This is a genomic window from Acinetobacter gerneri DSM 14967 = CIP 107464 = MTCC 9824, assembly GCF_000368565.1.
Classification (GTDB): Bacteria; Pseudomonadota; Gammaproteobacteria; order Pseudomonadales; family Moraxellaceae; genus Acinetobacter; species Acinetobacter gerneri.
On the sequence record NZ_KB849539.1, the window covers coordinates 2,381 to 26,435 of the forward strand.

The 24,055-nt window shown below is 38.8% G+C and carries 19 protein-coding genes and 1 tRNA gene; 9 read left to right on the forward strand and 11 right to left on the reverse strand.

The features are described 5' to 3' along the window. Nucleotides 1-2,424: Ig-like domain-containing protein (locus F960_RS22800; protein ID WP_004858884.1), on the forward strand; the 2,424-nt coding region annotated here is incomplete at its 5' end. A 183-nt stretch (nucleotides 2,425-2,607) separates the two neighbouring features. Here the strand turns inward: F960_RS22800 and F960_RS04325 are convergent. Then, nucleotides 2,608-3,585, reverse strand: a complete 978-nt coding sequence (locus F960_RS04325; RefSeq protein ID WP_004858887.1) for an alpha/beta fold hydrolase — start codon at nucleotides 3,583-3,585, stop codon at nucleotides 2,608-2,610. Between the two features lie 110 nt (nucleotides 3,586-3,695). On the opposite strand from F960_RS04325, the gene F960_RS04330 reads away from it, so the two are divergent. After that, the gene (locus tag F960_RS04330; protein WP_004858889.1) at nucleotides 3,696-4,028 is read left to right on the forward strand and encodes an MGMT family protein; all 333 of its coding nucleotides are present in this window, start codon (nucleotides 3,696-3,698) and stop codon (nucleotides 4,026-4,028) included. A 62-nt stretch (nucleotides 4,029-4,090) separates the two neighbouring features. Here the strand turns inward: F960_RS04330 and F960_RS04335 are convergent, their stop codons facing one another. The 6 genes from F960_RS04335 to carA all read right to left on the reverse strand — a co-directional run bounded on the left by F960_RS04335 (nucleotide 4,091) and on the right by carA (nucleotide 12,870). Next, the gene (locus tag F960_RS04335; RefSeq protein WP_004858891.1) at nucleotides 4,091-4,534 is read right to left on the reverse strand and encodes a universal stress protein; all 444 of its coding nucleotides are present in this window, start codon (nucleotides 4,532-4,534) and stop codon (nucleotides 4,091-4,093) included. An 868-nt stretch (nucleotides 4,535-5,402) separates the two neighbouring features. After that, nucleotides 5,403-6,032, reverse strand: coding sequence for a CatB-related O-acetyltransferase (locus F960_RS04340; protein WP_004858895.1), 630 nt, complete (start codon nucleotides 6,030-6,032; stop codon nucleotides 5,403-5,405). Between the two features lie 134 nt (nucleotides 6,033-6,166). Further along, nucleotides 6,167-7,045 (reverse strand): class I SAM-dependent methyltransferase, encoded by an 879-nt coding sequence (locus F960_RS04345; RefSeq protein WP_004858899.1) that lies wholly within the window; start codon nucleotides 7,043-7,045, stop codon nucleotides 6,167-6,169. Nucleotides 7,046-7,911: 866 nt separating this feature from the next. Then, nucleotides 7,912-8,388 carry a transcription elongation factor GreA gene (gene greA / locus F960_RS04350; RefSeq protein ID WP_004858902.1) on the reverse strand — a complete coding sequence of 159 codons (477 nt, stop codon included), beginning with the start codon at nucleotides 8,386-8,388 and terminating at the stop codon, nucleotides 7,912-7,914. 93 nt (nucleotides 8,389-8,481) lie between these two features. Then, nucleotides 8,482-11,715 carry a carbamoyl-phosphate synthase large subunit gene (gene carB / locus F960_RS04355; RefSeq protein ID WP_004858904.1) on the reverse strand — a complete coding sequence of 1,078 codons (3,234 nt, stop codon included), beginning with the start codon at nucleotides 11,713-11,715 and terminating at the stop codon, nucleotides 8,482-8,484. Between the two features lie 15 nt (nucleotides 11,716-11,730). Beyond that, the gene (gene carA, locus F960_RS04360; RefSeq protein ID WP_004858907.1) at nucleotides 11,731-12,870 is read right to left on the reverse strand and encodes a glutamine-hydrolyzing carbamoyl-phosphate synthase small subunit; all 1,140 of its coding nucleotides are present in this window, start codon (nucleotides 12,868-12,870) and stop codon (nucleotides 11,731-11,733) included. 584 nt (nucleotides 12,871-13,454) lie between these two features. Here carA and F960_RS04365 point away from each other — a divergent pair. Further along, a complete protein-coding gene (locus F960_RS04365) occupies nucleotides 13,455-13,928 on the forward strand; it encodes a kinetochore Spc7 family protein (RefSeq protein ID WP_004858910.1) in 474 nt (157 codons plus the stop codon). 113 nt (nucleotides 13,929-14,041) lie between these two features. On the opposite strand, the gene F960_RS04370 is transcribed toward F960_RS04365, so the two are convergent. Further along, nucleotides 14,042-14,578, reverse strand: coding sequence for a DOMON-like domain-containing protein (locus tag F960_RS04370; protein WP_004858912.1), 537 nt, complete (start codon nucleotides 14,576-14,578; stop codon nucleotides 14,042-14,044). Between the two features lie 100 nt (nucleotides 14,579-14,678). After that, entirely contained in the window at nucleotides 14,679-15,002 is a 324-nt protein-coding gene (gene yhbY / locus F960_RS04375) for a ribosome assembly RNA-binding protein YhbY (protein ID WP_004858916.1), read from the reverse strand. 228 nt (nucleotides 15,003-15,230) lie between these two features. On the opposite strand from yhbY, the gene rlmE reads away from it, so the two are divergent. From rlmE to F960_RS04400, 5 genes are all read left to right on the forward strand, one after another. Beyond that, nucleotides 15,231-15,881, forward strand: coding sequence for a 23S rRNA (uridine(2552)-2'-O)-methyltransferase RlmE (rlmE, locus tag F960_RS04380; protein ID WP_004858917.1), 651 nt, complete (start codon nucleotides 15,231-15,233; stop codon nucleotides 15,879-15,881). Between the two features lie 133 nt (nucleotides 15,882-16,014). Beyond that, nucleotides 16,015-17,904: an ATP-dependent zinc metalloprotease FtsH gene (gene ftsH / locus F960_RS04385; RefSeq protein ID WP_004858920.1), complete on the forward strand. Its 1,890-nt coding sequence runs from the start codon at nucleotides 16,015-16,017 to the stop codon at nucleotides 17,902-17,904. Between the two features lie 190 nt (nucleotides 17,905-18,094). Further along, nucleotides 18,095-18,946, forward strand: coding sequence for a dihydropteroate synthase (gene folP / locus F960_RS04390; protein ID WP_004858921.1), 852 nt, complete (start codon nucleotides 18,095-18,097; stop codon nucleotides 18,944-18,946). Between the two features lie 95 nt (nucleotides 18,947-19,041). Further along, nucleotides 19,042-20,712, forward strand: a complete 1,671-nt coding sequence (locus tag F960_RS04395; RefSeq protein ID WP_004858924.1) for a vWA domain-containing protein — start codon at nucleotides 19,042-19,044, stop codon at nucleotides 20,710-20,712. Nucleotides 20,713-20,835: 123 nt separating this feature from the next. Continuing rightward, the gene (locus tag F960_RS04400) at nucleotides 20,836-21,150 is read left to right on the forward strand and encodes a DUF5713 family protein (RefSeq protein WP_004858927.1); all 315 of its coding nucleotides are present in this window, start codon (nucleotides 20,836-20,838) and stop codon (nucleotides 21,148-21,150) included. Between the two features lie 46 nt (nucleotides 21,151-21,196). Here F960_RS04400 and F960_RS04405 read toward each other — a convergent pair whose 3' ends face one another. Further along, a complete protein-coding gene (locus tag F960_RS04405) occupies nucleotides 21,197-21,559 on the reverse strand; it encodes a hypothetical protein (protein WP_004858930.1) in 363 nt (120 codons plus the stop codon). Between the two features lie 378 nt (nucleotides 21,560-21,937). After that, nucleotides 21,938-22,023 (reverse strand) — tRNA-Leu (locus F960_RS04410). Nucleotides 22,024-22,242: 219 nt separating this feature from the next. Between F960_RS04410 and F960_RS04415 the strand changes: the two genes are divergently transcribed. Then, nucleotides 22,243-24,009: an alkaline phosphatase D family protein gene (locus F960_RS04415; RefSeq protein WP_020846820.1), complete on the forward strand. Its 1,767-nt coding sequence runs from the start codon at nucleotides 22,243-22,245 to the stop codon at nucleotides 24,007-24,009. The last annotated feature ends 46 nt before the right edge of the window (nucleotides 24,010-24,055 follow it).

The window sequence follows — 24,055 nt, forward strand, 5'->3', positions numbered from 1 at the left end:
GATGCACCAACAGCGGCACTGGTTTCTGATACGGGTATTCCAGGTGATGGCGTGACTTCAAATGGTGAAGTGGCTGTAACCTTGACGGACAGTGGCGTAGACAACTGGCAGTACAGTACTGATGGCGGTGTAACATGGTCGACAGTACAAACTGCGGACAACAACCGCTTCACCTTGGCGGATGGTGATTACCCAGCAGGACAAGTACAAGTCCGAGAAGTAGACCCAGCAGGAAACATTTCAAATGCTTATGAAATGGGTCATCTACAAGTTTACAATGGCGCACCACCACAACCACAAGCATCGCTTGTGAACGATACAGGTGTTGATAATAATGACCAAATCACCACTGATGGTACCTTGCAAATCACGGGCATTCTCCCAGGATTTACATGGAAATACTCATTGGATGGTGGTACGACCTTCGTCGATGGTTCAAGCGATAACTTGTTGGTATTACCAGCAGGTACATATGACAATGTCATGATCTTCCAAGTGAATGATATTGGTAGTAGTGGTACAGCTTGGAATACTGGTGAAATTGAAGTGGTTGCACCAATCACGCTTGGCTTAAGCTTGGCAGCAGATACCGGTTCAAGTGCTACTGATGGCATTACCAGCAATGGCACAATCAATGTCACAGGGATCAACCAGTCCGCATCGACAGGGACTTGGGAATATTCGACAGATGGTGGAACAACATGGACACCAGGTTCAGGCACAAGCTTCACATTACCAAGTGATGGAACTTATGCAGCGGATCAAATCCAAGTACGCCAATCTAACCCTGCGTTTACTTCAGATTCGATTACGAAGTTTGGTAATGTTGTGTTGGATAACAGCGCACCAGATGCACCAGTGATCTTGAATGTGAGTGCGGCGGATGTCGTCACAGGCACAGCAGAGAAAAACAGTGTTGTGACCGTTAAGTTTGCTGACAACACGACAGAAATCGTTACTGTATCAAGCACTGGAACTTGGAGTGTGACACATCCAGGTATCGTGAATGGTTCAACCATTACAGCGACAGCAACGGATACAGCAGGTAATATCAGCCCAGAAGCGAGCAAAGTTGTTGATAATTCAGCACCAGCAACGCCGACAGGCTATGTGGATAATGTTGCGCCAGAAGAAGGCACATTTGCTTCAGGAACATCGACCAACGATACAACGCCAGGCGTACTCATCGCAGCACCAGCTGCGGGTGAAACACCGAAGTTATATGTGGATGGCACAGAAGTCCCTGCGACTTATGATCCAGTAACGGGTACATTGACACCAGATGCTCCACTGGGTGAAGGCAAACATGATTTGACCTACACCTTGACTGACAGCAATGGCTTTGAAAGTGTACCGAGTGGCATATTGAGTTTAACTGTAGATACCCAAACTCCAGTAGCACCAACAGCAGCATTGGTTTCTGATACGGGTATTCCAGGTGATGGCGTGACTTCATATGGTGAAGTGGCTGTAACCTTGACGGACAGTGGCATAGATAACTGGCAGTACAGTACTGATGGCGGCGTAACATGGTCGACAGTACAAACTGCCAACAACAACCGCTTCACCTTGGCGGATGGCGATTACCCAGCAGGACAAGTACAAGTCCGTGAAGTCGATCCGGCAGGAAACGCATCGGATGCTTATTTATTAGGTCATTTACAAGTCTATAATGGTGCACCACCGCAACCGCAAGCATATCTTGTGAATGACACAGGTGCAGATGATAATGACCAAATTACCACTGATGGTACCTTGCAAATCACGGGCATTCTCCCAGGATTTACATGGTCATACTCTATTGATGATGGTCCATTCATTACAGGTTCAAGTGATAACTTGTTAGTATTACCAATTGGTACTTACGATAACATTATGATTTCTCAAGTGAATGATATTGGTAGCAGTGGTCAAGCATGGAATACGGGTAGAATTGAGGTTGTTGCATCTGATAGTGGATCTGTTGTTGCGCCATTTGCTGCATTCTCGGCGCTAGAGGATACAACACCAAGTAATACGACTGAAACTTCGACCTCTGCAAATGATACGTTTAACTCAACTGCATCACAGCACAACACAGTGATCTTTAATGTGTTAAATAACGCAGATGCAACAGGTGGAAATGGTCAAGATACTTGGAATGGATTTACGGTTACGCCTACAGATGCAAGTTCAACAGTACAAAGTACTCAAGATGTGATTGATGTAACTAAGCTGTTGAGCGGACAATCAGTAGACGCAACGAATATTTCTAAGTTTGTGACTTCTGTGACTGTAAATAACACTGAAGGCGGTAAAGACACCGTGATTGCAATTGATCGTGACGGTGCAGGCGGTTCATTTAATTCAACAGACATTTTGACATTGAAAAATGTTGATACGACTGTAGATGAATTAATCAAAAATCATCAATTATTATATTAATCAATGATTTGATTAAGATATAAAAGAGGATCTTCGGATCCTCTTTTTTTTCTTAAAATATGCAAGCTAGGAATATATAGCGATGTTTAGTAATAAAAAAGCCAGAATAGATTCTGGCTTTTTCTACTAAAATTGATTTTAAAATGGAAATAAAACGAAGACGATTCTTAAAAATATAACAGGTTATTTTGCATTCTTCTTTAAAAAATCTAGATAAGGCTTAACTAACAGCTGTTCTTGTTCCATGATTGGCATATGTCCAACACCTTTTAAAATCACAGGATCTTGAGCATTTTTCAGTAAGCTTTTTAGTTCAGATGCAGCTTCAACATTAATGATTTTATCTTGATCACCCCATGCAATCAGTACAGGTTGATCAATTGAACGAGTCGCCAAAGAGAAAGTATCAGGCGTGTAGAGTTTAGCCATCGTTACCAATTGTTCAACCAATTTTGAAGTATTTTCCTGCTGAGAAATCATCATTTTTTCTTGTTCGACTTTTAGCTCATTTGGCACAAAAGGAGGCAGCGCAGTCGCAATTGAAAATAGGCGGTCAAAATCACCGGGTTTACGCACTACAAATTGGCGTAATAAAGTAGGATCTTTGAGATAAGGCGTATTGGCAGATTTAAACACGCCTGCGGAATCAACTAAAAATAAGGATTGAGTATCAATAGGATATTGCGCGGTATAGAGCAGGGCAATAGCTCCCCCCATACTATGACCTGCAATATTTAAATTTTTATCCACTTTTGCAGCTTCAGCAAAACGACGTAATTTCTCAGCTAGATTTGGTATCGAATAATCAAAGTCAGCAGGGACTTTACTATCGCCTTGACCAGGTAAATCAGGAATAATCACGTGATAATGTGGTGTTAAATAACGTGCTACGCGATTCCAGTTATCACGGCTACCTGCCAAGCCATGGACCAGCATGACTGTAGGTTTAGAAGCATCACCACCTTCGCTATAAGCCCAATCAATATCCGCAACTTTTAAACGTTTACTTTGCAAGCCAGCCCAAGCACGTTCTTGTTGCAAAACACTTTGAATATTGATTGAGGAAGAAGCTGCATGTGATGAAGTTGCGATACTCAGCACGCCTGCAGAACCCATTGCAAGACAAGCTGATAATAATAATTTGGGAAAAGTCCGTTTCATTTTAAATACTCTTGTTTTAGTTTTAAAAAACTTTGCCAAATTAGCCTAAAATAGTTAGTGAATAAAAGCATTTGCTAAAAAAATACAAAGCATATATTTAAGGTCAATCTATGACAGTACAGTCGAAAGTCTCAGATGAATTGGCGCGACAAATATTGGAGGTCGTGATACGAATTCCCAAAGGGAAAGTTGCAAGTTATGGACAAATCGCACGAATGGCTGGTTTACCAAAACATGCAAGGTTGGTGGGGTATGTATTAAAACACTTAGATGAAACCAGTGAAGTGCCGTGGTATCGAGTGATCAATTCTCAGGGAAAAATTAGCCTAAGCAAATTGGATGAAAAAGGAGAAAATATTCAAATTATAAAATTGAGAGAAGAGGGGATTTTGGCAGCAAATGGCAAAGTCGATTTAAAACAATTTGCATGGCAAAGTGACTAAACGGATATTAAGTCGAAAAACATAAGCTCCTTACTCGGCCAGAGAATAAGGAGCTTATCGGGTTAGTCTTGGCGAACGATTAAGACAGGAATCTTAACTTCACCGAGGACATTCTGTGCAACGCTTCCCAGAATGAACTTTTTAAAACCAGTTCGTCCATGAGACCCCATGACAATTAGATCTGCGCCAACTTTGTTAGTAGCCTCAACAATTTCACGATGAACCACTTGACCTTCCGCAATCAAAGTATCAACGACGATACCTTCTTCTCGGAATTTTTGTTTCGCCAAGTCCAAAGTTTCTTGAATATTGTTTTTTGCACGCTCGATAATATCGCTACTTTGTGTTGCAGTAATATATTGGGCTTCGATATAAGGATCAATCGTCAAAACTTGTAGTACTGTTATTTTACAACGAAAATTTTTAGCCATATCTGCTGCATGTGCTACAGCTGTCATTGAAGTTTCAGAACCATCAATCGGAACTAAAATATGTTCATATACCATAATTTTTCTCGCTATATCTAAGGTAAATCTTATTTGAAAAAATAAATGTATATTGGTGTAAAATACTTATAATCCTTATTAAAACAGTAAGGATAAATAAATATTAAGGTCATAATTTAAACTAACATAAAATAGTTTAAAAATCATTTAATATTCCACTAAAGTTAATAAAAATATTTTTTAATAAATTAAACATTGATGAATAATAAATAAATTTTAAATAATGTGATTTTCTATGCAAATTTTAATTTCCTTCATAAAATCGAGTAAAATAATAGGATTATTTTTTAATGAAAATTATTTAAGTGTTTTTAAATAAAACTAAGTAAATGTAAATTTTAAATGATTTTGCATTTAAAATAATATTACGTGAAAAATATAATAATATTACTTTATTTTAATTTTCTTTGATTCGTTTTTAGGTATTTATTATCTCTTAACAATAGATTTCTTTGATCAGTCAAAAAGGATTGAATAATATATTATTTTATAAAATAATATAGCAAGTTCCTTCTCCTGAGCAAGAATCAAAGCACTGCTTTGATCGTAGCGCAAGACGTAGTGAGGAGAAGCTTAGGATGAGGAGAGATTTCTAATAGAATTTCATCTTCTTGCGGAACATGTTCCTGATCCTGTAGAAAGGAGAGCCAACCGCATTGTAAAACATAATTTTAATCTAAAATCTATTTATGCAAATGATCCAATATTTTGAGAAATATCATGCTTTAAAGAGACTGGGGGAGTTTATCTCTGATACTTAAAAAAAGCGCAGGGATGGCTATAGCATAAGTACGATGCTGGTTTAGCCGAGCAAATCACATTGTCATTTCATCAATAGATGATCTAGAGTCTAGAGAGCAGAAGTCTATTATTCTGGATTAGATGCACTTAAATATAGAGCTAAAGCATCTACATCATCACCTTGAAGTTGTTCACGTATTTTCAAGATAACTTTTTCATCTAAATCATAAAGCTTGAGTGCAAGCAGTTTTTCGATTTTATCTTGATCAAAACGATATTTTATAATTTGCGCGGGAACGCCAGCCACAACAGCATAAGGTGGTACATCTTTGGTCACAACTGATCCTGCTGCAACGACTACACCTTCGCCAAGATGCACGCCTTGCATGATCATGGCACGACTGCCAATCCAGCAAGCATCATCAATTTTGGTATCTCCAGCAACGACAAAGCTACGAGTATCAAAAGGGAAAGTGCAAATCCAGTCAGGGCGGTGTAGTTGATTTCCACCCATCATAATCACGCATTCAGCGCCAAAACTGACAAAATTGCCAATGTACAGTTGATCTATAGGTTTATCTTCAGTGGTGGCTTTTTCATGTAAATAACGCACCACACAGCGCTCAAAGCCTTGATCCCAATAAGCAGAATAATACGAATAATTTCCTTTGATATGAATGTTAGGATTGGTATTGGTTTTAGCAATAAACTCAAATTCACACCAATGTTTTACAGGAGAATTAATCGAATCAGACATTTCACAAGATTTTGATGACAAAGCAAAATTATAGCTGAGTTATGCGATAAATCTCAGCTTCTCTTATCAATTAACTCGCAAAAAGCAGTTTTATTGATTTTCAATATCAAACTTCGATACAACATGGCTGCTCATCAGTATTTATTTTTACGCAGATGAAGCATGTGTGTGGCATGGGTATGACGGATATAGTCTGGGCGTTTTTCGAAATAGCGTTGACTGATTTCAAGTCCAGTTAAATCTTCAACGACTTCATAACCCATATTTTCTAAAGACTGATGTAGATGTTCTGGTAAAAATGCACCAATCAGCGGCTCTTTTAAAAGTTGCGTAAATCGTGAAAGCAACATACTACCGATACGCTCAATCCCTAACAGATTGCGATAATCAACAGAATAATCTAAAACAACCTCACTTCCATCAACTACAAAATCAGCAATATTTTTTAAAGTCGCAAGTGTAGTTTCTGGTTGCAAATAATGTGTCGTACCCAACCAAGAATAAAATCCTGCTTTGTTTTTGTCATAAGCACTGCGACTCAGTGCGTCTGAGAGACTTTCCTTTTCAAAATCAATGCAAACGAACTCAACATTTTTAGGTACATTGCCGTATTTTTGCAATTTATGAAGTTTGAGTTTTTGAGTATCGGGATGATCAACTTCAAAGATACGTAGATTTGGATATAAGTTTGCCAAACGCAAAATAAATGAATCTAAGCCTGCACCAACCAATATATATTGTTCAATGCCATTTTCGATGGCTTGTTTGAGCAAATCTTCGCTATAACGGGATCTGGCAACGACTTGTCCAGTCAATTTTCCAAAAGTACGATTGACAGGTGCTGAATTGAATAATCGGGTAAATGTTTGATTGGATAATAATTTTCGCCATTCAGTACTGGTCATGTCCAGCGCGAAAGGGTCTGAAAAAACTGGATTAATGGCGTTCAAATAATGATTAGCACGTATTGCTGCTGCCGCTAAAGCTGTTTTGCTGGCACGTCCTGCTTTCATTGTTGTTTTCCCCATTTTTTTAAAGTGTTATTTTTTTTAGTGTAGCTCAAAGACTTAATTTTGAAATAGCAAAAAAGGACTATTTGTAATTATTTATTGAAAAAAAATTCTGATTTTTAACATAAATTTCTAATTTTGTTGGCTAGTAGACATTTAATATTTTTTATTAAAATTTTTCCGTTTTTTAAAGAATGCACCCCATTAATTTTCCCCTTTTTAAAGAATCCACCCCAACCCTCCTTTGGAAAAGGAGGGAGCTACCTTTTTTAGGGGAGCTAGGGAGTGCGGGTAATGCAGTCAGTTAAAAAATCCACTCCATCAAGTCTCCCTCTTTTTTAAAGAGGGGTTAGGGGAGATTCAAATATAGGATTAAGAATTTTACTGCACTGATCACATGATTCATGCGAGGATAATGTTTATTAGCAAAGAATTTATTCAATAAGTTCCTCCCTTTTTAAATAATCCACCCCAACCCTCCTTTAGAAAAGGAGGGTGCATTCTTTTTTAGAGGGGCAAGGGGAGATTAATGGCATGATTTATTTGAGGGTAATGCAGTGAGTTGAATACTTAGAATCCACTCCATCAAGTTCCCCTCTTTTTTAAAGAGGGGTTAGGGGAGATTAAAAATATAGAATCAAAAATTTTACTGCACTGATCACATGATATATTTGAGGATAATGTTTATTAGTAAAGAATCTATCAAATAAGTTCCACTCTTTTTTTAAGAATCCACCCCAATCCTCATATAGAAAAGGAGGGAGCGTTCCTCTAGTGAGTTTTTACCACTTAGCTATTATTAAAAATCAGAGCATAAAAAAAGCCCCCATTTGAGGAGGCTTAGATGCATTTCATACTATAAAGATCAATTATAGATATTCAACGCTAACGATTTCATATTCCACTTCGCCTTGTGGTGTGACGATTTTTGCTTCATCACCTTCATTTTTGCCAAGCAAACCACGTGCAATTGGCGAATTCACAGAAATTTTGTGAATTTTAAAGTCAGCTTCATCATCGCCAACAATTTTATAAGTTTTACGTTCTTCTGTATCAATGTTTTCGATGGTAACTGTTACACCGAAAACCACTCGACCATTTTGTTCAAGCGTTTTGACATCAATCACTTGAACTGCGCCAAGTTTCCCCTCGATATCTTGAATACGTCCCTCGCAAAATCCTTGTTGTTCGCGTGCAGCATGATATTCAGCATTTTCTTTTAAATCACCGTGTTCACGCGCTTCTGCAATTGCAGCAGTGATACGTGGACGGTCAACTGATTTAAGTTGCTGTAATTCTTTCTCTAAGGCTTCTTTGCCTTCGGGAGTCATAGGATAACGTTGCATTGTTGTCCCTCAAGTTGAGTATTAAAAAAATACACGTTTATAAAATAAAAAAATCCCGCCACCGATAGGTGACGGGACTTATCGGTAAACGAATTAACCTTTTGTTTGCAAATCTTGCAAGCGATATACATCCATTGGCAATTTAATTGCTAAAGCTTGGCATACAGCTTCTGCGCCATTTAAGGTTGTAGTGTAATACACTTTACCTTGAAGTGCAGAGCGACGGATTGAGAATGAATCCTGCTGAGCTTGTTTGCCTTCAGTAGTATTGATAATGAGGTGAATTTCGCCATTTTTCAAGCGGTCTACAATATTTGGTCGACCTTCTGTGACTTTGTTCACACGTTCACATTCAATACCAACTTCATTGATCACATCATAAGTACCGCCAGTTGCGATTACTTTGAAGCCATATTCAGTCAATTGTTTTGCAACATCAACCACACGGTGTTTATCAGAATCACGTACTGAAATGAAAGCGTGTTTTACTTCACCTTCAGTTGGTTTACCTGGTAAGCGATCATTTGAGCCTAACACAGCTTTATAGAATGCTTCACCAAAAGTTTGACCAACACCCATCACTTCACCAGTAGATTTCATTTCTGGTCCAAGGATAGGGTCAACACCTGGGAATTTGTTGAATGGGAATACCGCTTCTTTCACTGCGAAGTGAGTCGGGATAATTTCTTTAGTAAATCCTTGAGATTCTAAAGATTGACCCGCCATACAACGTGCAGCAACTTTTGCTAAAGATTCGCCGATACATTTAGAAACGAATGGCACAGTACGTGATGCACGTGGATTCACTTCCAAGATGTAAACGTCATTGCCTTTAACAGCAAACTGTACGTTCATCAAACCAATAACGCCAAGCTCTTTTGCCATAGCCACAGTTTGACGACGCATTTCGTCCTGGATTTCTTTAGATAAAGAATAAGGAGGAATCGAACATGCTGAGTCACCAGAGTGAATACCTGCTTGTTCAATGTGCTGCATGATACCGCCGATTACCACATCTTTACCGTCAGATACACAGTCAACGTCGACTTCTGTTGCATCATCTAGGAAATGGTCAAGAAGTACAGGTGCTTCGTTAGAAGCTTGTACTGCTTCACGTAAATAACGTTTCAATTCATCATCGTTATATACGATTTCCATCGCACGACCACCCAATACATAAGATGGACGAACAACAAGAGGGTAACCTACTTTAGATGCTTCAGCCAAACCTTCTTCAGCAGATTTTACAATGCTGTTACTTGGTTGACGTAGATTCAATTTTTGAATCATTTGTTGGAAGCGTTCACGGTCTTCTGCACGGTCGATCGCGTCAGGTGATGTACCAATAATAGGTGCACCAGCTTCTTCTAAAGCACGAGCCAATTTAAGCGGAGTTTGACCACCGTATTGAACGATAATGCCTTTCGGTTTTTCGTTACGAACGATTTCAAGTACGTCTTCAAGTGTAATTGGTTCGAAGTACAAACGATCAGAAGTATCATAGTCTGTAGACACTGTTTCAGGGTTACAGTTGACCATGATTGTTTCGTAGCCGTCGTCACGCATTGCAAGAGCTGCGTGTACACAGCAGTAATCGAACTCGATCCCTTGACCAATACGGTTAGGACCACCACCGATTACCATAATCTTGTCTTTAGTAGACGGATTAGATTCACATTCTTCATCGTAAGTTGAATACATATATGCTGTATCTGATTCAAACTCAGCAGCACATGTATCTACACGTTTGTAAACTGGATATACACCCAAGCTCCAACGATGTTTACGGAATTGTTTTTGTGAAATACCCATCAAGTTTGCGATACGAAGATCAGACAAACCTTTGCGTTTGAACGCACGAATATTGTCAGCGTTTAAATCACCAAAACCTAAAGTTTTAATTTCTTCTTCAGTTTTGATAATGTCTTCGATTTGAATCAAGAACCAACGATCAATATTTGTTGCTGCAAAAACTTCGTCTAAAGTAAAACCATGACGGAATGCATCAGCAACATACCAAATACGTTCTGGACCTGGAACTTTAAGTTCAACCAAGATTTTTTCTTTCGCGCCTTCAGTACCTACAGCGATTTTTTCATCAAAACCACATGTACCTACTTCTAAACCGCGAAGTGCTTTGTGCACTGACTCTTGGAAATTACGGCCAATTGCCATAACTTCGCCCACAGATTTCATCTGTGTAGTCAACATTGCGTCAGCTTGAGGGAATTTCTCAAAATTAAAGCGAGGAATCTTGGTAACTACATAGTCGATCGCAGGTTCGAACGATGCTGGAGTTGTTCCACCAGTGATGTCATTTTTAAGTTCATCAAGGGTATAACCAACAGCAAGTTTCGCAGCAATTTTTGCAATAGGGAAACCTGTTGCTTTAGATGCAAGTGCAGATGAACGTGAAACACGTGGGTTCATCTCGATCACAACCATACGTCCATCTTTCGGATTGATACCGAACTGAACGTTTGAACCACCAGTTTCTACACCGATTTCACGAAGTACAGCTAAAGAGGCATTACGTAATAATTGGAATTCTTTGTCTGTCAATGTTTGCGCAGGAGCTACAGTGATTGAGTCACCTGTATGTACGCCCATTGGATCAAAGTTTTCAATGGTACAAACAATGATACAGTTGTCGTTTTTATCACGAACAACTTCCATTTCGTACTCTTTCCAACCAATCAATGATTCATCGATCAAAAGTTGGTGAGTAGGAGAGAGGTCAAAACCACGTTCACAGATTTCGATGAATTCTTCACGGTTATATGCGATACCGCCACCTGAACCACCCATGGTAAATGATGGACGGATAATCACAGGGAAACCAAAACGTGCTTGAATTTCTAATGCATGTTCCATGTCTTCGGCAACATCTGCACGAGGACATTCAAGACCAATTTTACGCATTGCGATATCGAAAAGTTTACGGTCTTCCGCTTTTTCAATAGCGTCTTTAGTCGCACCGATCAATTCAACGTTATATTTTTTTAAAATACCGTTGGCATCAAGTGCAAGCGCACAGTTCAATGCAGTTTGACCACCCATGGTTGGGAGTACAGCATCTGGGCGTTCTTTTTCAATGATTTGAGCAACAGTCTGCCAAGTGATTGGCTCGATATAGGTTGCATCTGCCATTGCAGGGTCAGTCATGATGGTCGCTGGGTTAGAGTTTACCAAAATAACACGGTAACCTTCTTCACGAAGCGCTTTACATGCTTGCGCACCTGAATAGTCAAACTCGCAGGCTTGACCAATGACAATCGGACCAGCACCAATAATTAAGATGCTTTTAATATCCGTACGTTTAGGCATTATTTCGCTCCTTAATTACTTCTTAGATGCTTCGATAAGTTCGATGAAATGATCGAACAAAGGTGCACAGTCATGTGGACCAGGACTTGCTTCAGGGTGACCTTGGAAGCTAAATGCTGGTTTGTCTGTGCGATGAATCCCTTGAAGCGTACCGTCAAACAATGATTTGTGTGTTGCTTTCAACGTTGCAGGCAATGTTTTTTCATCAACCGCAAAGCCATGGTTTTGTGAAGTAATCATCACAGTACCATTTTCTAAGTTTTGCACAGGGTGGTTGGCACCGTGGTGACCGTGACCCATTTTCACTGTTTGAGCACCAGAAGCGAGTGCCAAAATTTGATGACCTAAGCAAATGCCGAACACTGGGAGAGTAGTGGTTTCAACAATTGTTTTTACAGCTTCGATTGCATAATCACATGCAGCTGGATCGCCAGGACCATTTGACAAGAACACGCCATCAGGATTCATTGCGAGAACTTTAGCTGCAGGAGTTTCTGCTGGAACCACAGTCAATTTACAACCACGGTCAGCAAGCATACGTAAGATGTTGGTTTTGACACCATAATCGTAAGCCACAACATGATATTTAAGTTCTGGTTGACTAAAGCCTTGACCTAGAGCCCAAGAACCTTCAGTCCATTCAAAACCGTCTTTATCACAGCAAACTTTTGCAAGATCTAAGCCATTTAAACCACCAAAAGCACGAGCTTTAGCTAAAGCTTCTTCTTCGGTGATATTTTCGCCTGCAAGGATACAACCGTTCTGTGCACCCTTAGCACGTAAAATACGCGTCAATCGTCGCGTGTCGATATCAGCAATCGCCACGACATTATGTTCTTTTAAATAATCGCCGAGAGATTGATTTGCACGGAAATTGCTGTGCAATAAAGGCAAGTCACGGATAATTAAACCGTTCGCCCAAACTTTGTGGATACGACCAGACTCTGAGTCTTCGTCATTACAACCTGTATTACCAATATGCGGGTAAGTTAATGTCACAAGTTGTTGTGCATAACTCGGGTCAGTCAAAATTTCTTGATAGCCAGTCATGGCAGTGTTAAAAACGACTTCACCAGTCGTATTTCCCGTAGCGCCGATAGATGTACCTTTAAAAATAGTACCGTCGGCAAGGGCTAAAATGGCGGGGGTGCTCAAACCAAAGCTCCTGAATTTTTGGCTGTAAAAAAGCGAGAAGACGAAAAAAAAGGAAGGCTATTTAAAAACCTACCCTCCTCATGTCTGCTCGCTTAACTTAACAGCGCATTATACGCATCTAACCCTGAAAAGTCCACGTTAATAATCAATATAATGTCAGATTATTTCCTTGCATTCTTATTGATTTTCTGTATGGGTAAGAGAACAAAGGCTTTGGTGCTAAAAACCAAGAAATGTAAAAAATAAAAATTGAATATTCAAAGTACTAATTTTAACCCGACTTTAGAGTGCTAATCGTTGATTGCTATGTATTTGCTTGGGTTGCTATAGAAAAATAAAAGCGTCAAAGCTACTCAAAACCAAAATGCAAATTTTAAATAATAACTGTTGAATGGTGGTTTTTATTTGAAAAGGATCCATAAAGTATAGATTGATTCTGTTTATAAAATATGCAGAACTGATATTTAAAAATGATCAATAAAATTGATTTTGTTAGACAATTTTTATGTTTAAAAAATAAGCAATAAAATATGCTGTAAGTTAGGGTTTGTAGACATTTCAAATAAATTCACAGGGGAATAAAAATGCCGAACGCTCAAAATAGCAATAAAGGTAGTTTGAAAGACATTGTGCAAGAACATGGTCAATCCTTTACAGAAGCTACTCAGCAAGCTGAGGAAAAAATCAGATCAGCGGTTTTAGATACTGCTCACTCTTTACAGACTGAAGCCAAGTCATTTATTGGAGTGGTACAAGAGCAGGTAAAAGAGTTTCAAGACGACGTGCATGACCAAGTGGGTGCGATTAAGGAAAAGCTATCTCATTCCAAAGAAACTTTGTTGGAACTCAAAGACAGTTTATTGCATGAGTTGAAATATTCTGCGAGTGAGCTGAATCAACTTGGACAAGAAATTAAAGGTGAAGTGCAAGCGATTACTTTAAAGTCAAAAGCGCATTTTGCAGAGTCGTACCAACGTATCAAAGGAAATGTTTCTGAGCCGAATGATCAGCCTAATACTGTTGAGCAGGATCAAAACCAACAAGATTCAAATGCTTAATGTTTCGCATGATGAGCTTTATTTTTAATACTCTTTAGGCAAGCTATTTCTTGACTGAAAAATGCGTTGATATAAAAAAGTGAGGTCATTGCCTCACTTTTTTATTGAACTAATTAAAACTGATGTAGCCAATCTCGTTTGTTATGAAAATCGGCATTTGGACTACTGTGTTGCATGGCAAAATATTTTTCACCTTGGCTTGTGGCTAAAACAGCGCTTAAACCAACAAAAACATCCGTCCATTTTAATTTATTTGCCAACATAAACTCTGTCAAATCTAGACTGACATTGAGACCATAATGTGTGCGCTTCAATTGATTTAACTCAATATCATAAGCGGCAACAGGGGGCATGTCTTCAGGATAACGATATTCTTCAAACTGATAAGCCTGCCAAGCTTGTGAAGGCGAAAGATTGATTTCACGATAAAAATCTTGATCTTTCACACCCACAAAAATTTCGAAACAGGTTTGATTCCATAAAAAATCTTGGCGAGGATGAGCCGCAACGAGTTCAGGGTACTGAACCAATTGGTTTGGATCACGTAACCAAAAACCTACATTGAGTGTGTAAGGGCTGACTTGCTCGATCGCTCCGACCAATGAAACATCAAAAAAACGATCAAAAGCGCTCAGTTCATAACTCGCCATAAAAGGTGCTCGAAAATGAATTTTGGAAATCTTTAGACAGCGTCAATACTCAATTTTTCAATCAAGTACTGGTGCAAAACAAATCAATAAGATGAAAAAATTAATTTGCTAGATGAGAATGACGGACCAAATTAGAAAGTTTTGGATTTTGTTTTGCTGCTTTTTTATAAAGTAATGCCACTTTACCAATGGTTTGCACCACTTCAGATTGTGTTACTTTTGCAATTTCAGCAATGATTGCTACGCGAAGTTCACGATCTTCACCTGCAATTTTGATTTTGATCAGTTCGTGGTCGTTCAATGCACGGTTAGTTTCTTCAACGACATTTTCAGATAAACCTTGACCGCCAATCATCACTACTGGATTTAAAGCATGACCAATTTGACGTAAACGCTTGCGTTCATGGATAGATAAAGCCGCCATAAAAAGATAACCTAATTTTAAAAACGGCTTAGTATAGCAAATACCAAAATCAAACGCTCAAAAATAATCGTATTTCGTTGACAAATTTATTCTCTCAATTCGAAAATTACGATCAGCAAAATAGGAAAAAATATTTGAAAATGAGATGATTTAGATACAGATCACTACTGCAAGTGTGCATTTTTTACCGTACAATAATAAATTAGACATTTAATTTTATAGAGAGTTATGGCAACCCGCATTACCAACCAAAAGTTATCTAAAAGTAGTCGTGCGTGGATGCGAGAGCACTTAGACGATCCTTTTGTAAAAAAAGCACAAAAGGAAGGCTACCGAGCTCGCGCAGCGTACAAGCTTCTTGAAATTCAAGAAAAATATAAAATCATTAAACCGGGGATGACGGTTGTTGATTTGGGTGCTGCACCAGGAAGTTGGTCGCAAATCGCTGGAAAATTGGTTGGAACACAAGGTTTAGTGATTGCTTCAGATATTCTTGAAATGGATGCTTTACCAGACGTCACTTTCTTACAAGGCGACTTTCGAGAAGAAGAAGTTTTCGAAAAATTGTTAAATATTTTAAATGGACGTACTGTAGACGTTGTAATTTCAGATATGGCCCCCAATACTTCAGGTAATAAGGCTGTTGATCAACCTCGCCAGATTTATTTATGTGAACTTGCGCTTGATTTTGCCAATAAGGTACTGGGTCCTAAAGGGCAATTTGTGGTAAAAGTATTCCAAGGTACAGGTTTCGATGAATTTCGAAAGCAAGTGGTTGACAGTTTTCAGGTGCTGAAAACAGCAAAACCTGCTGCTTCACGCGCACGTTCAAAAGAAGTTTTTTTGATTGGACAGGGGCGTAAAGGCACTTTGCGATAAAGTCTACTTGCCAAGTAGTTAAAAATTGTGCATTTTGTACGTTTTTAATTTATTGTGAAGTAAATTACTCGCTTTTGTTAAGGGTCTCCCAACTGTGGGCAAGATCAAATTAGATTGATATGGGAATAAAGCTTTGAGCGATCTCTTCAAAAATGCCGTTTTGTGGCTGGTGATACTGGGTGTGCTGATCTTGATTTTCAGCAACATCAGTGACCGCAATAAACCTGCAACAATGAACTACTCTGAGTTTGTTAGTGCGGTGAATGCTGGTCAGATTAAGCAAGTCACAATTGATGGTGAAAGAATAAGTGGCGAAAAAACAAATGGATCGAACTTTGAAAGTATTCGCCCAGCGGTTCAAGATCCTGAATTAATGCCTAATCTTATAAAAAACAAAGTTGTCGTTGAAGGTACTGCACCACAACGTCAAGGTTTGTTAATGCAATTACTCATTGCAAGCTTCCCTGTGCTTTTAATTATTTTATTGTTCATGTTCTTCATGCGTAATATGGGCGGTGGCGCAGGTGGTAAAAATGGTCCGATGAGCTTTGGTAAGTCAAAAGCCAAAATGCTATCTGAAGACCAAATCAAAGTAACATTCCAAGATGTTGCGGGATGTGATGAAGCGAAACAAGAAGTTGTCGAAATTGTAGATTTCTTAAAAGATCCTGCAAAATTCAAACGTTTAGGTGCAACAATTCCTAAAGGCGTTTTGATGGTTGGTCCTCCGGGTACAGGTAAAACTTTGCTTGCTAAAGCGATTGCTGGTGAAGCGAAAGTACCATTCTTTAGTATCTCTGGTTCTGACTTCGTCGAAATGTTCGTTGGTGTTGGTGCATCACGTGTACGTGATATGTTTGAACAAGCGAAACGCCATGCGCCATGTATCATCTTTATTGATGAGATTGATGCCGTGGGTCGTCATCGTGGTTCGGGTACAGGTGGTGGTCACGATGAACGTGAACAAACACTGAACCAGATGCTTGTTGAAATGGATGGTTTTGAAGGCAATGAAGGTATTATCGTTATTGCTGCGACCAACCGTGCAGACGTATTGGATAAAGCATTATTGCGTCCGGGTCGTTTTGACCGTCAAGTAATGGTTGGTCTTCCTGACATCAAAGGTCGTGAACAAATCTTGAATGTTCACTTGAAAAAGCTTCCTTCTGTTACCGGTGTAGACGTTAAAGTTCTTGCACGTGGTACTCCGGGCTTCTCAGGTGCGCAGCTTGCTAACCTTGTGAACGAAGCAGCATTATTTGCCGCACGTCGTAATAAAAACACTGTTGATATGCATGATTTTGAAGATGCAAAAGACAAAATCTACATGGGACCAGAGCGTAAATCGATGGTAATCCGTGAAGAAGAGCGTCGTGCAACTGCTTATCATGAATCTGGACATGCGATCGTTGCTGAAATTTTACCGGGTACTGATCCTGTGCATAAAGTAACAATTATGCCGCGTGGTTGGGCGCTTGGTGTAACTTGGCAGCTTCCTGAACATGACCAAACTAGCCATTATAAAGACAAGATGTTGAATGAAATTTCAATCTTGTTTGGTGGTCGTATCGCAGAAGAAGTCTTTATCGGTCAACAATCGACTGGTGCTTCTAATGACTTTGAACGTGCTACGAAAATGGCGCGTGCAATGGTGACCAAATACGGTATGTCAGATAAACTTGGTGTGATGGTTTACGAAGACGAAAACCAAAACGGTTTCTTTGGAAATGTCGGTAGTCGAACTATTTCTGAAGCAACTCAACAACAAGTCGATGCTGAAGTACGTCGTATTTTGGATGAGCAATATAAAGTTGCCCGTGAAATCTTGGAAAATAACAAAGATATCGCGCATGCAATGGTTAAAGCTTTGATGGAATGGGAAACAATTGACCGCGAACAAATCCGTGACATCATGGAAGGTCGTGAGCCAAACCCACCAAAAGTTTATGTTGCTGAAAATCCAGTAATCGATATTACACCAACTGATGGTCCGTCAACTCCGCCACCATTACCGGCAAGTTGATTTGATTGAAAAAAGAGCCTTTATAAAGGCTCTTTTTTTTTGCTTAATATTTAGTGCTTGAGATATTTTACAAATAAACAGCATGAAGATTGAGTTTGATGGAAATTTCGTGTGAACAATCTAATGAAAAGATTTCAATGCAAATCCAATCAGACTTGTTAGAATATTGAAAATTTTTTGGAGTTTAAACATGCGGTTAATGCCATTACCTAAGCAAGTTTTAAAGTGCGGCAAACTGAGCCTAGATTTATCTGTTCCGCATGTGATGGGTATTTTAAATGTTACTCCAGATTCATTTAGCGATGGTGGTAAACACAACGGAAAAGAACAAGCAGTCGCTCACGCTTTGCAAATGATCGAAGATGGCGCAACTGTGATTGATATTGGTGGGGAGTCAACCCGTCCGGGTGCTTCGCCAGTCAGTATTGAGGAAGAAATCCGACGTGTTGTACCTGTAGTCGAAGCTTTGGCAAAGTATGATGTGGTTTTGTCCATAGATACTTCTGAGCCAGAAGTGATTAAGGCCGCGGTAAAAGCAGGTGCACATATTTGGAATGATGTGCGAGCACTGACACGTCCGAATGCATTGGCGACAGCGGCAGAGTTAGATATTCCGATCATCATCATGCATATGCGTGGCGAACCGACCACGATGAATAATCTTGATCAATATGATGATGTCACAGTTGATGTCATGCAAGAGTTGCAACAACGGGTTGATGATGCAGTCAATGCAGGGGTTAAGCCTGAAAATATCATGATTGATCCCGGCTTTGGTTTTGCAAAAAATGCAGGGCAAAACTTAAAACTTTTAAATGAACTTTATCAGCTCAATGCAATGGGTTATCCGATTCTTTCTGCGCTCTCACGTAAGCGTTTTATTGGAGAAGCTTTGAATGGTGCTGATGCACAAAATCGAGCAGTAGGTAGCGTTACAGCACATTTGATGAGTATTCAGCAGGGTGCTTGTATGGTACGTGCCCATGATGTCAAAGCCATGAGTGATGCCATCAAAGTGTGGCAAGCGACAGTGATGATTTAATTTGTTAAAAAGTTCAAGTTGGTTTTTTAATTTTGTTCTATATGCTAAAGACTTAAATTAAATTTTAAGTCTTTTTTTATAATTATAGGTTAAATATGAAATTACAAATAAAACTACTCACTGCGGCAATGACAACATTCATGGTTGCTGGATGTTCACAATTTCACAAGAATAATGCGCCAGTTTTAGAAGCAGCGCCTGTAATGCCAGCACCTGTGCATCAAGCCAACGCAGCACCTACGTTAGGTAAGTCTGTTCGGCATACTGGAGTAAGTGTACAACCTATGCTCTTTGGATATACCTATCAAGATGCACAGGGGGTAAATTATCAAGAATCATCTCCTCCAAATATCAATACTGAACGATACCAAGACCTAGAACAAAACCCTGTACATGAAGTGGCTAAAGAACCTATATCTACATTTAGTATAGATGTGGATACAGGCAGTTATGCAAATGTGCGACGATATCTAGAAAGGGGTGGTCGTTTGCCACCAAAAGATGCTGTACGTGTAGAAGAAATGGTAAATTATTTTGACTATCATTATTCAAATCCGACAGGACAACATCCATTTTCAGTCAATACTGAAATAGTAGATTCTCCTTGGCAAGCCAATGCTAAATTAATCAAAATTGGAATCAAAGCTAAAGACCTAGAGCAAAAAGAATTACCACCTGCAAATTTGGTATTTCTAATAGATGTTTCGGGCAGTATGGATGCAGAAGATAAGCTACCTTTGGTGAAAAAAACACTGAGACTTCTAACGGAACAACTTCGTCCACAAGATAAAGTGACTCTGATTACTTATGCTAGTGGTGAAAAGCTCGTATTAGAGCCAACTTCTGGCAATGAAAAAGATAAAATTCTAAAAGCGATTAATCAATTACAAGCCGGTGGTGCGACTTCTGGAGAAAAAGCGATTCAGATGGCATATAAAGAAGCCGAAAAATCACTCATTAAAAATGGGATTAATCGAATTTTAATTGCAACAGATGGTGATTTTAATGTTGGTATAACGGATTTTGGAACGCTCAAAGCAATGGTCGCTGAAAAAAGAAAAAGTGGTATTTCATTGACGACATTAGGTTTTGGTACGGGTAATTATAATGAGAAATTGATGGAACAGTTGGCTGATGCTGGCGATGGAAATTATAGCTATATTGATACTGAAAAAGAGGCTAAAAAGGTCTTACAGCGACAGCTTTCTTCGACGCTCGCGACGGTAGCCCAAGATGTCAAAATACAGGTTGAGTTTAATCCCGTGACGGTTAAAGAATATCGTTTAGTGGGTTATGAAAATCGCTTATTAAAAAATGAGGATTTTAAAAACGATAATGTTGATGCAGGAGATATTGGTGCAGGACATACAGTTACTGCCTTTTATGAAATTATTCCTGCAGGGCAAAAGGGTTGGCTCGAAGATTCACGTTATCAAGCAAATACGAATTTAAAAGAAAGCAATAATAATAAAGAATATGCTTATTTGAACATGCGCTATAAACAGCCTAGTCAGACCAAGAGTATTCTATTGAGCCAAGCAATTCCAGTAACTTCAAAACCTTTGAGTCAAGCAAGTAGCGATACACGTTTTGCCGTCGCAGTCGCTGCATATGCACAGCAATTAAAGGGCGGTGCTTATAATGGTAATATGAAATGGTCAGATATAGTTGGGTTGGCAGAGAAGTCAAAGTCAAATGATGAGTTTGGGTTGCGACAAGAGTTCATTGAGTTAGCAAAAATTGCTCAAAGTTTGAGTGCTAAATAAAACTAAATTTAATGATTTATAAAATTAATATCATCTCAATCAGTATTAACAATTTGGTGATTTGTACAGTTTGTGTTATATAAGCCTGCATCATTGTTATGCTAAATTTTTATGTAGGTTTATATGTTTCAAGACATACTTCTCCCAATGTATGACGACGACTATTATCCAGACATTTTAGTTGCCGAAGTTAAAAGTTTAATTGAAATTTTTGCAAAGAAAATTGCCAAAACTGATATGTCTGATATGGAAATTTATCATGTTGCGAGTTCAATTGTATCTGAAATCAATGAAATGAAACCTCAGTTTGAGGATTTGGATTCTTCGCTTGATGATACAGCGGCAGATTATATTGCTGAAGCAATGATGATGGTGGTGCAGGATGCAGGCTATATGGACATTGAAATGGAAGAGCTTGTATCAAATAGAGAGTGGTAAACTCTCTATTTGTTTATCACACACATAAATCAAAGTATAAAAATAATTAACTGCCCAATTCGTCGAGTAGATCAGTTAGATGGCAGGTTTCATTTAAATGTTCTGCAACTATTTTATTAACTGTCATGTAATATTTCCCATTTTTTTCATCAGCATATGCACTTACATATAGCCAAAATTTCTGATATTTTTCAACCAATTTTGATACTTTTTCTTGATCTTCAGCATGATTGAATTTAAGCAAAAATAGCGCATCAGCAGCTCTACAGGTGTGTAGATATAGCTGATTATCCTTTTGCACAACCGTTCCTGGAAATAGATCATAAAATCGATCGTCTTGTTGATCATCCGCATATAAGGTTGATGAAAAGAATAGGGCCGACAGGAGCACAAGGATGTATTTTTTCATGATTTAGGGTCTGTTGATATTTCAAATTGGTTGCGACGTGAGGAGTATACTCCGCAAGGTTTTTTAGGTGATATGAGGCGTAGATTGAGAAATTTAGTGATCTAAATGATCGAGCTACAACGAAATAGCATTAAAAAACACTCTCGTCCCGAAGGGTTGTGGCTAAAAATATCACAGGCTTCGTTATGAAATTTGAAAATGGTTTCGCCATTCTCTGCATTTCATGCCTTGCCTGCTCAATTTTAGCCGACAACGCAATTCAGTTGTGAAATGCCAACAGACCCTATTCTTTATTGTATTGGATTTTGGAAATAATATTCTAACAAGCAGGCATAAAAAAACCAGCAAAAGCTGGATCTCTTATTCACCACTAAAAAGTGGTGCCCGGGGCCGGACTCGAACCGGCACGCTTTGTGGGCGGGGGATTTTAAATCCCCTGTGTCTACCTATTTCACCACCCGGGCATGTGCGCAATAATAGAGGACGAATGAAAACTTGGCAAGGGTAAATTGGATGGTTTGTTTTATTTTCATGCAATTGTGCTCACTCTTGATGGAAAAATAATGGTTTCTCAATTGTTTGCCTAAAATTTGTCACTTCTTTTTCATCAAAATGAGATCAGGGCTAAATATTTCCAAACTAGACTTTATTTGAAAAAACACTTAAAAATCTAGGGAAAAATGATGTCTAAAAACATTTCACGTCGTGAATTGATCCAAAAATCACTTGCGGGTTTCGGGGCTTTGTCTGTTCCAGTGGTATTGACTGCATGTGGAGGGGATTCAAAAGATGAAGTTGTACCCAGTGTAAAAGCTGATTTTAAACATGGAGTGGCCAGTGGTGATCCATTGCAGGATCAAATCATTTTATGGACGCGGATCAGTCCACAGGACACAGCTGCACGCTTGCAGATCAATTGGGAAATTGCCAAAGATGAAAAGTTTAGCCAGCTTGTCAATTCGGGCAGTGTGGTCACATCGTCTGCACAGGATTTCACAGTTAAAATTGATGCCAATAAATTGGTTGCGGGACAACAGTATTTTTACCGTTTTAAATATGGAAATATAGTATCGCCAGTGGGTAAAACGAAAACCCTTCCGAGTACGACAAATAATGTGAAATTTGCTGTTTGTTCATGTTCAAATTATCCAGCAGGTTACTTCTATGTTTATCGTGAAATGGCTAAACAAAAGGTAGATGCGATTATCCATTTGGGTGATTATATTTATGAATATGGGCAGGATGGATATGCTGCAGAAGATGCAGTAAAGCTAGGTCGTACATTGCCAAGTGACAATAATAAAGAAATTATAAAACTTGATGATTATCGTAAAAGATATGCTTTATATCGTACGGATTTGGATTTGCAAGCAGCACACCAAACTACGCCTTTTATCGTGATTTGGGATGATCATGAGCTTGCAAATGATGCATGGAAAGAGGGAGCGGAAAATCATCAGGCTGATGAAGGAAGTTTTTTAGATCGTAAATTAGCAGCATTACAAGCTTACTTTGAATGGATGCCGATACGTCCAATTTCAGATCAAGATCATTTGAATATTTATCGACAGTTCAGCTATGGCAATTTAGTGCAACTCATGATGCTGGATACACGTATTTTGGCACGTGATAAGCAGCTCGATTATGCTGATTATATGACTGCACAAGGTTTAAATATCACACAATTTCAGACAGATTTAACGAGTCAAACTCGGACACTGATGGGTTATACCCAGCGTGATTGGTTGATGGCACAATTGGAAAGTAGCAAGGCAACATGGAATGTGATTGGGCAGCAGGTTTTGATGTCGAAAATGTGGATCCCTGCTGAATTATTGATGTCATTGGCAGCGATTACCAGTGGTGCTGTTGATGCAAATACGCTGATAAAAATGAATCAACAAATCACAGAACTTGTTACGTTAAAAGTACGATTATTAAAAGGGGATACGAGTTTAAGCGCTGTCGAAAAAGCACGTATAACAACCGTGGCTCCATACAATTTGGATGCATGGGATGGATATTTCTTTGAACGTGAAATTTTATACAATAAATTGAAATCTTTAAATAAAAAAGTCGTGGTTCTGGCTGGAGATACGCACAATGCATGGTCTTCGGATTTGCACACAGCACAAGGGGATTTTGTTGGGGTGGAGCTTGCAACGAGTTCAGTTTCATCACCGGGGATGGAAAAATATCTCAATATTTCGGATGATCAACTGAAGGCATTTGAATCTGCATTTACCACCTTGATTGATGAGTTAAATTATGCCAACTTAAAGCAACGTGGTTATTTAAATGTCTCTTTTACAGCAGAAAAAATGCAAGCAGAATGGATTTTCGTCAATACCATCAAAGCTGCTGAATATTCAATTGATGATTCACGTACTAAAACACTTGAAATAGATAATAAATTTAACTTGATACAGCCTATTGCGAAAACAGCATAATGTAATGTTTAACTAAAAGAAGTAGACAGGTAATAAGCGTTTTTAT

What these genes read in the sequence shown, in the direction of transcription:
- F960_RS04325 (WP_004858887.1), bottom strand. Translation starts at nt 3,585, where the DNA reads ATGAAACGGACTTTTCCCAAATTATTATTATCAGCTTGTCTTGCAATG.
- F960_RS04330 (WP_004858889.1), top strand. Translation starts at nt 3,696, where the DNA reads ATGACAGTACAGTCGAAAGTCTCAGATGAATTGGCGCGACAAATATTG.
- F960_RS04335 (WP_004858891.1), bottom strand. Translation starts at nt 4,534, where the DNA reads ATGGTATATGAACATATTTTAGTTCCGATTGATGGTTCTGAAACTTCA.
- F960_RS04340 (WP_004858895.1), bottom strand. Translation starts at nt 6,032, where the DNA reads ATGTCTGATTCGATTAATTCTCCTGTAAAACATTGGTGTGAATTTGAG.
- F960_RS04345 (WP_004858899.1), bottom strand. Translation starts at nt 7,045, where the DNA reads ATGAAAGCAGGACGTGCCAGCAAAACAGCTTTAGCGGCAGCAGCAATA.
- greA (WP_004858902.1), bottom strand. Translation starts at nt 8,388, where the DNA reads ATGCAACGTTATCCTATGACTCCCGAAGGCAAAGAAGCCTTAGAGAAA.
- carB (WP_004858904.1), bottom strand. Translation starts at nt 11,715, where the DNA reads ATGCCTAAACGTACGGATATTAAAAGCATCTTAATTATTGGTGCTGGT.
- F960_RS04365 (WP_004858910.1), top strand. Translation starts at nt 13,455, where the DNA reads ATGCCGAACGCTCAAAATAGCAATAAAGGTAGTTTGAAAGACATTGTG.
- F960_RS04370 (WP_004858912.1), bottom strand. Translation starts at nt 14,578, where the DNA reads ATGGCGAGTTATGAACTGAGCGCTTTTGATCGTTTTTTTGATGTTTCA.
- yhbY (WP_004858916.1), bottom strand. Translation starts at nt 15,002, where the DNA reads ATGGCGGCTTTATCTATCCATGAACGCAAGCGTTTACGTCAAATTGGT.
- rlmE (WP_004858917.1), top strand. Translation starts at nt 15,231, where the DNA reads ATGGCAACCCGCATTACCAACCAAAAGTTATCTAAAAGTAGTCGTGCG.
- folP (WP_004858921.1), top strand. Translation starts at nt 18,095, where the DNA reads ATGCGGTTAATGCCATTACCTAAGCAAGTTTTAAAGTGCGGCAAACTG.
- F960_RS04395 (WP_004858924.1), top strand. Translation starts at nt 19,042, where the DNA reads ATGAAATTACAAATAAAACTACTCACTGCGGCAATGACAACATTCATG.
- F960_RS04400 (WP_004858927.1), top strand. Translation starts at nt 20,836, where the DNA reads ATGTTTCAAGACATACTTCTCCCAATGTATGACGACGACTATTATCCA.
- F960_RS04405 (WP_004858930.1), bottom strand. Translation starts at nt 21,559, where the DNA reads ATGAAAAAATACATCCTTGTGCTCCTGTCGGCCCTATTCTTTTCATCA.
- F960_RS04415 (WP_020846820.1), top strand. Translation starts at nt 22,243, where the DNA reads ATGTCTAAAAACATTTCACGTCGTGAATTGATCCAAAAATCACTTGCG.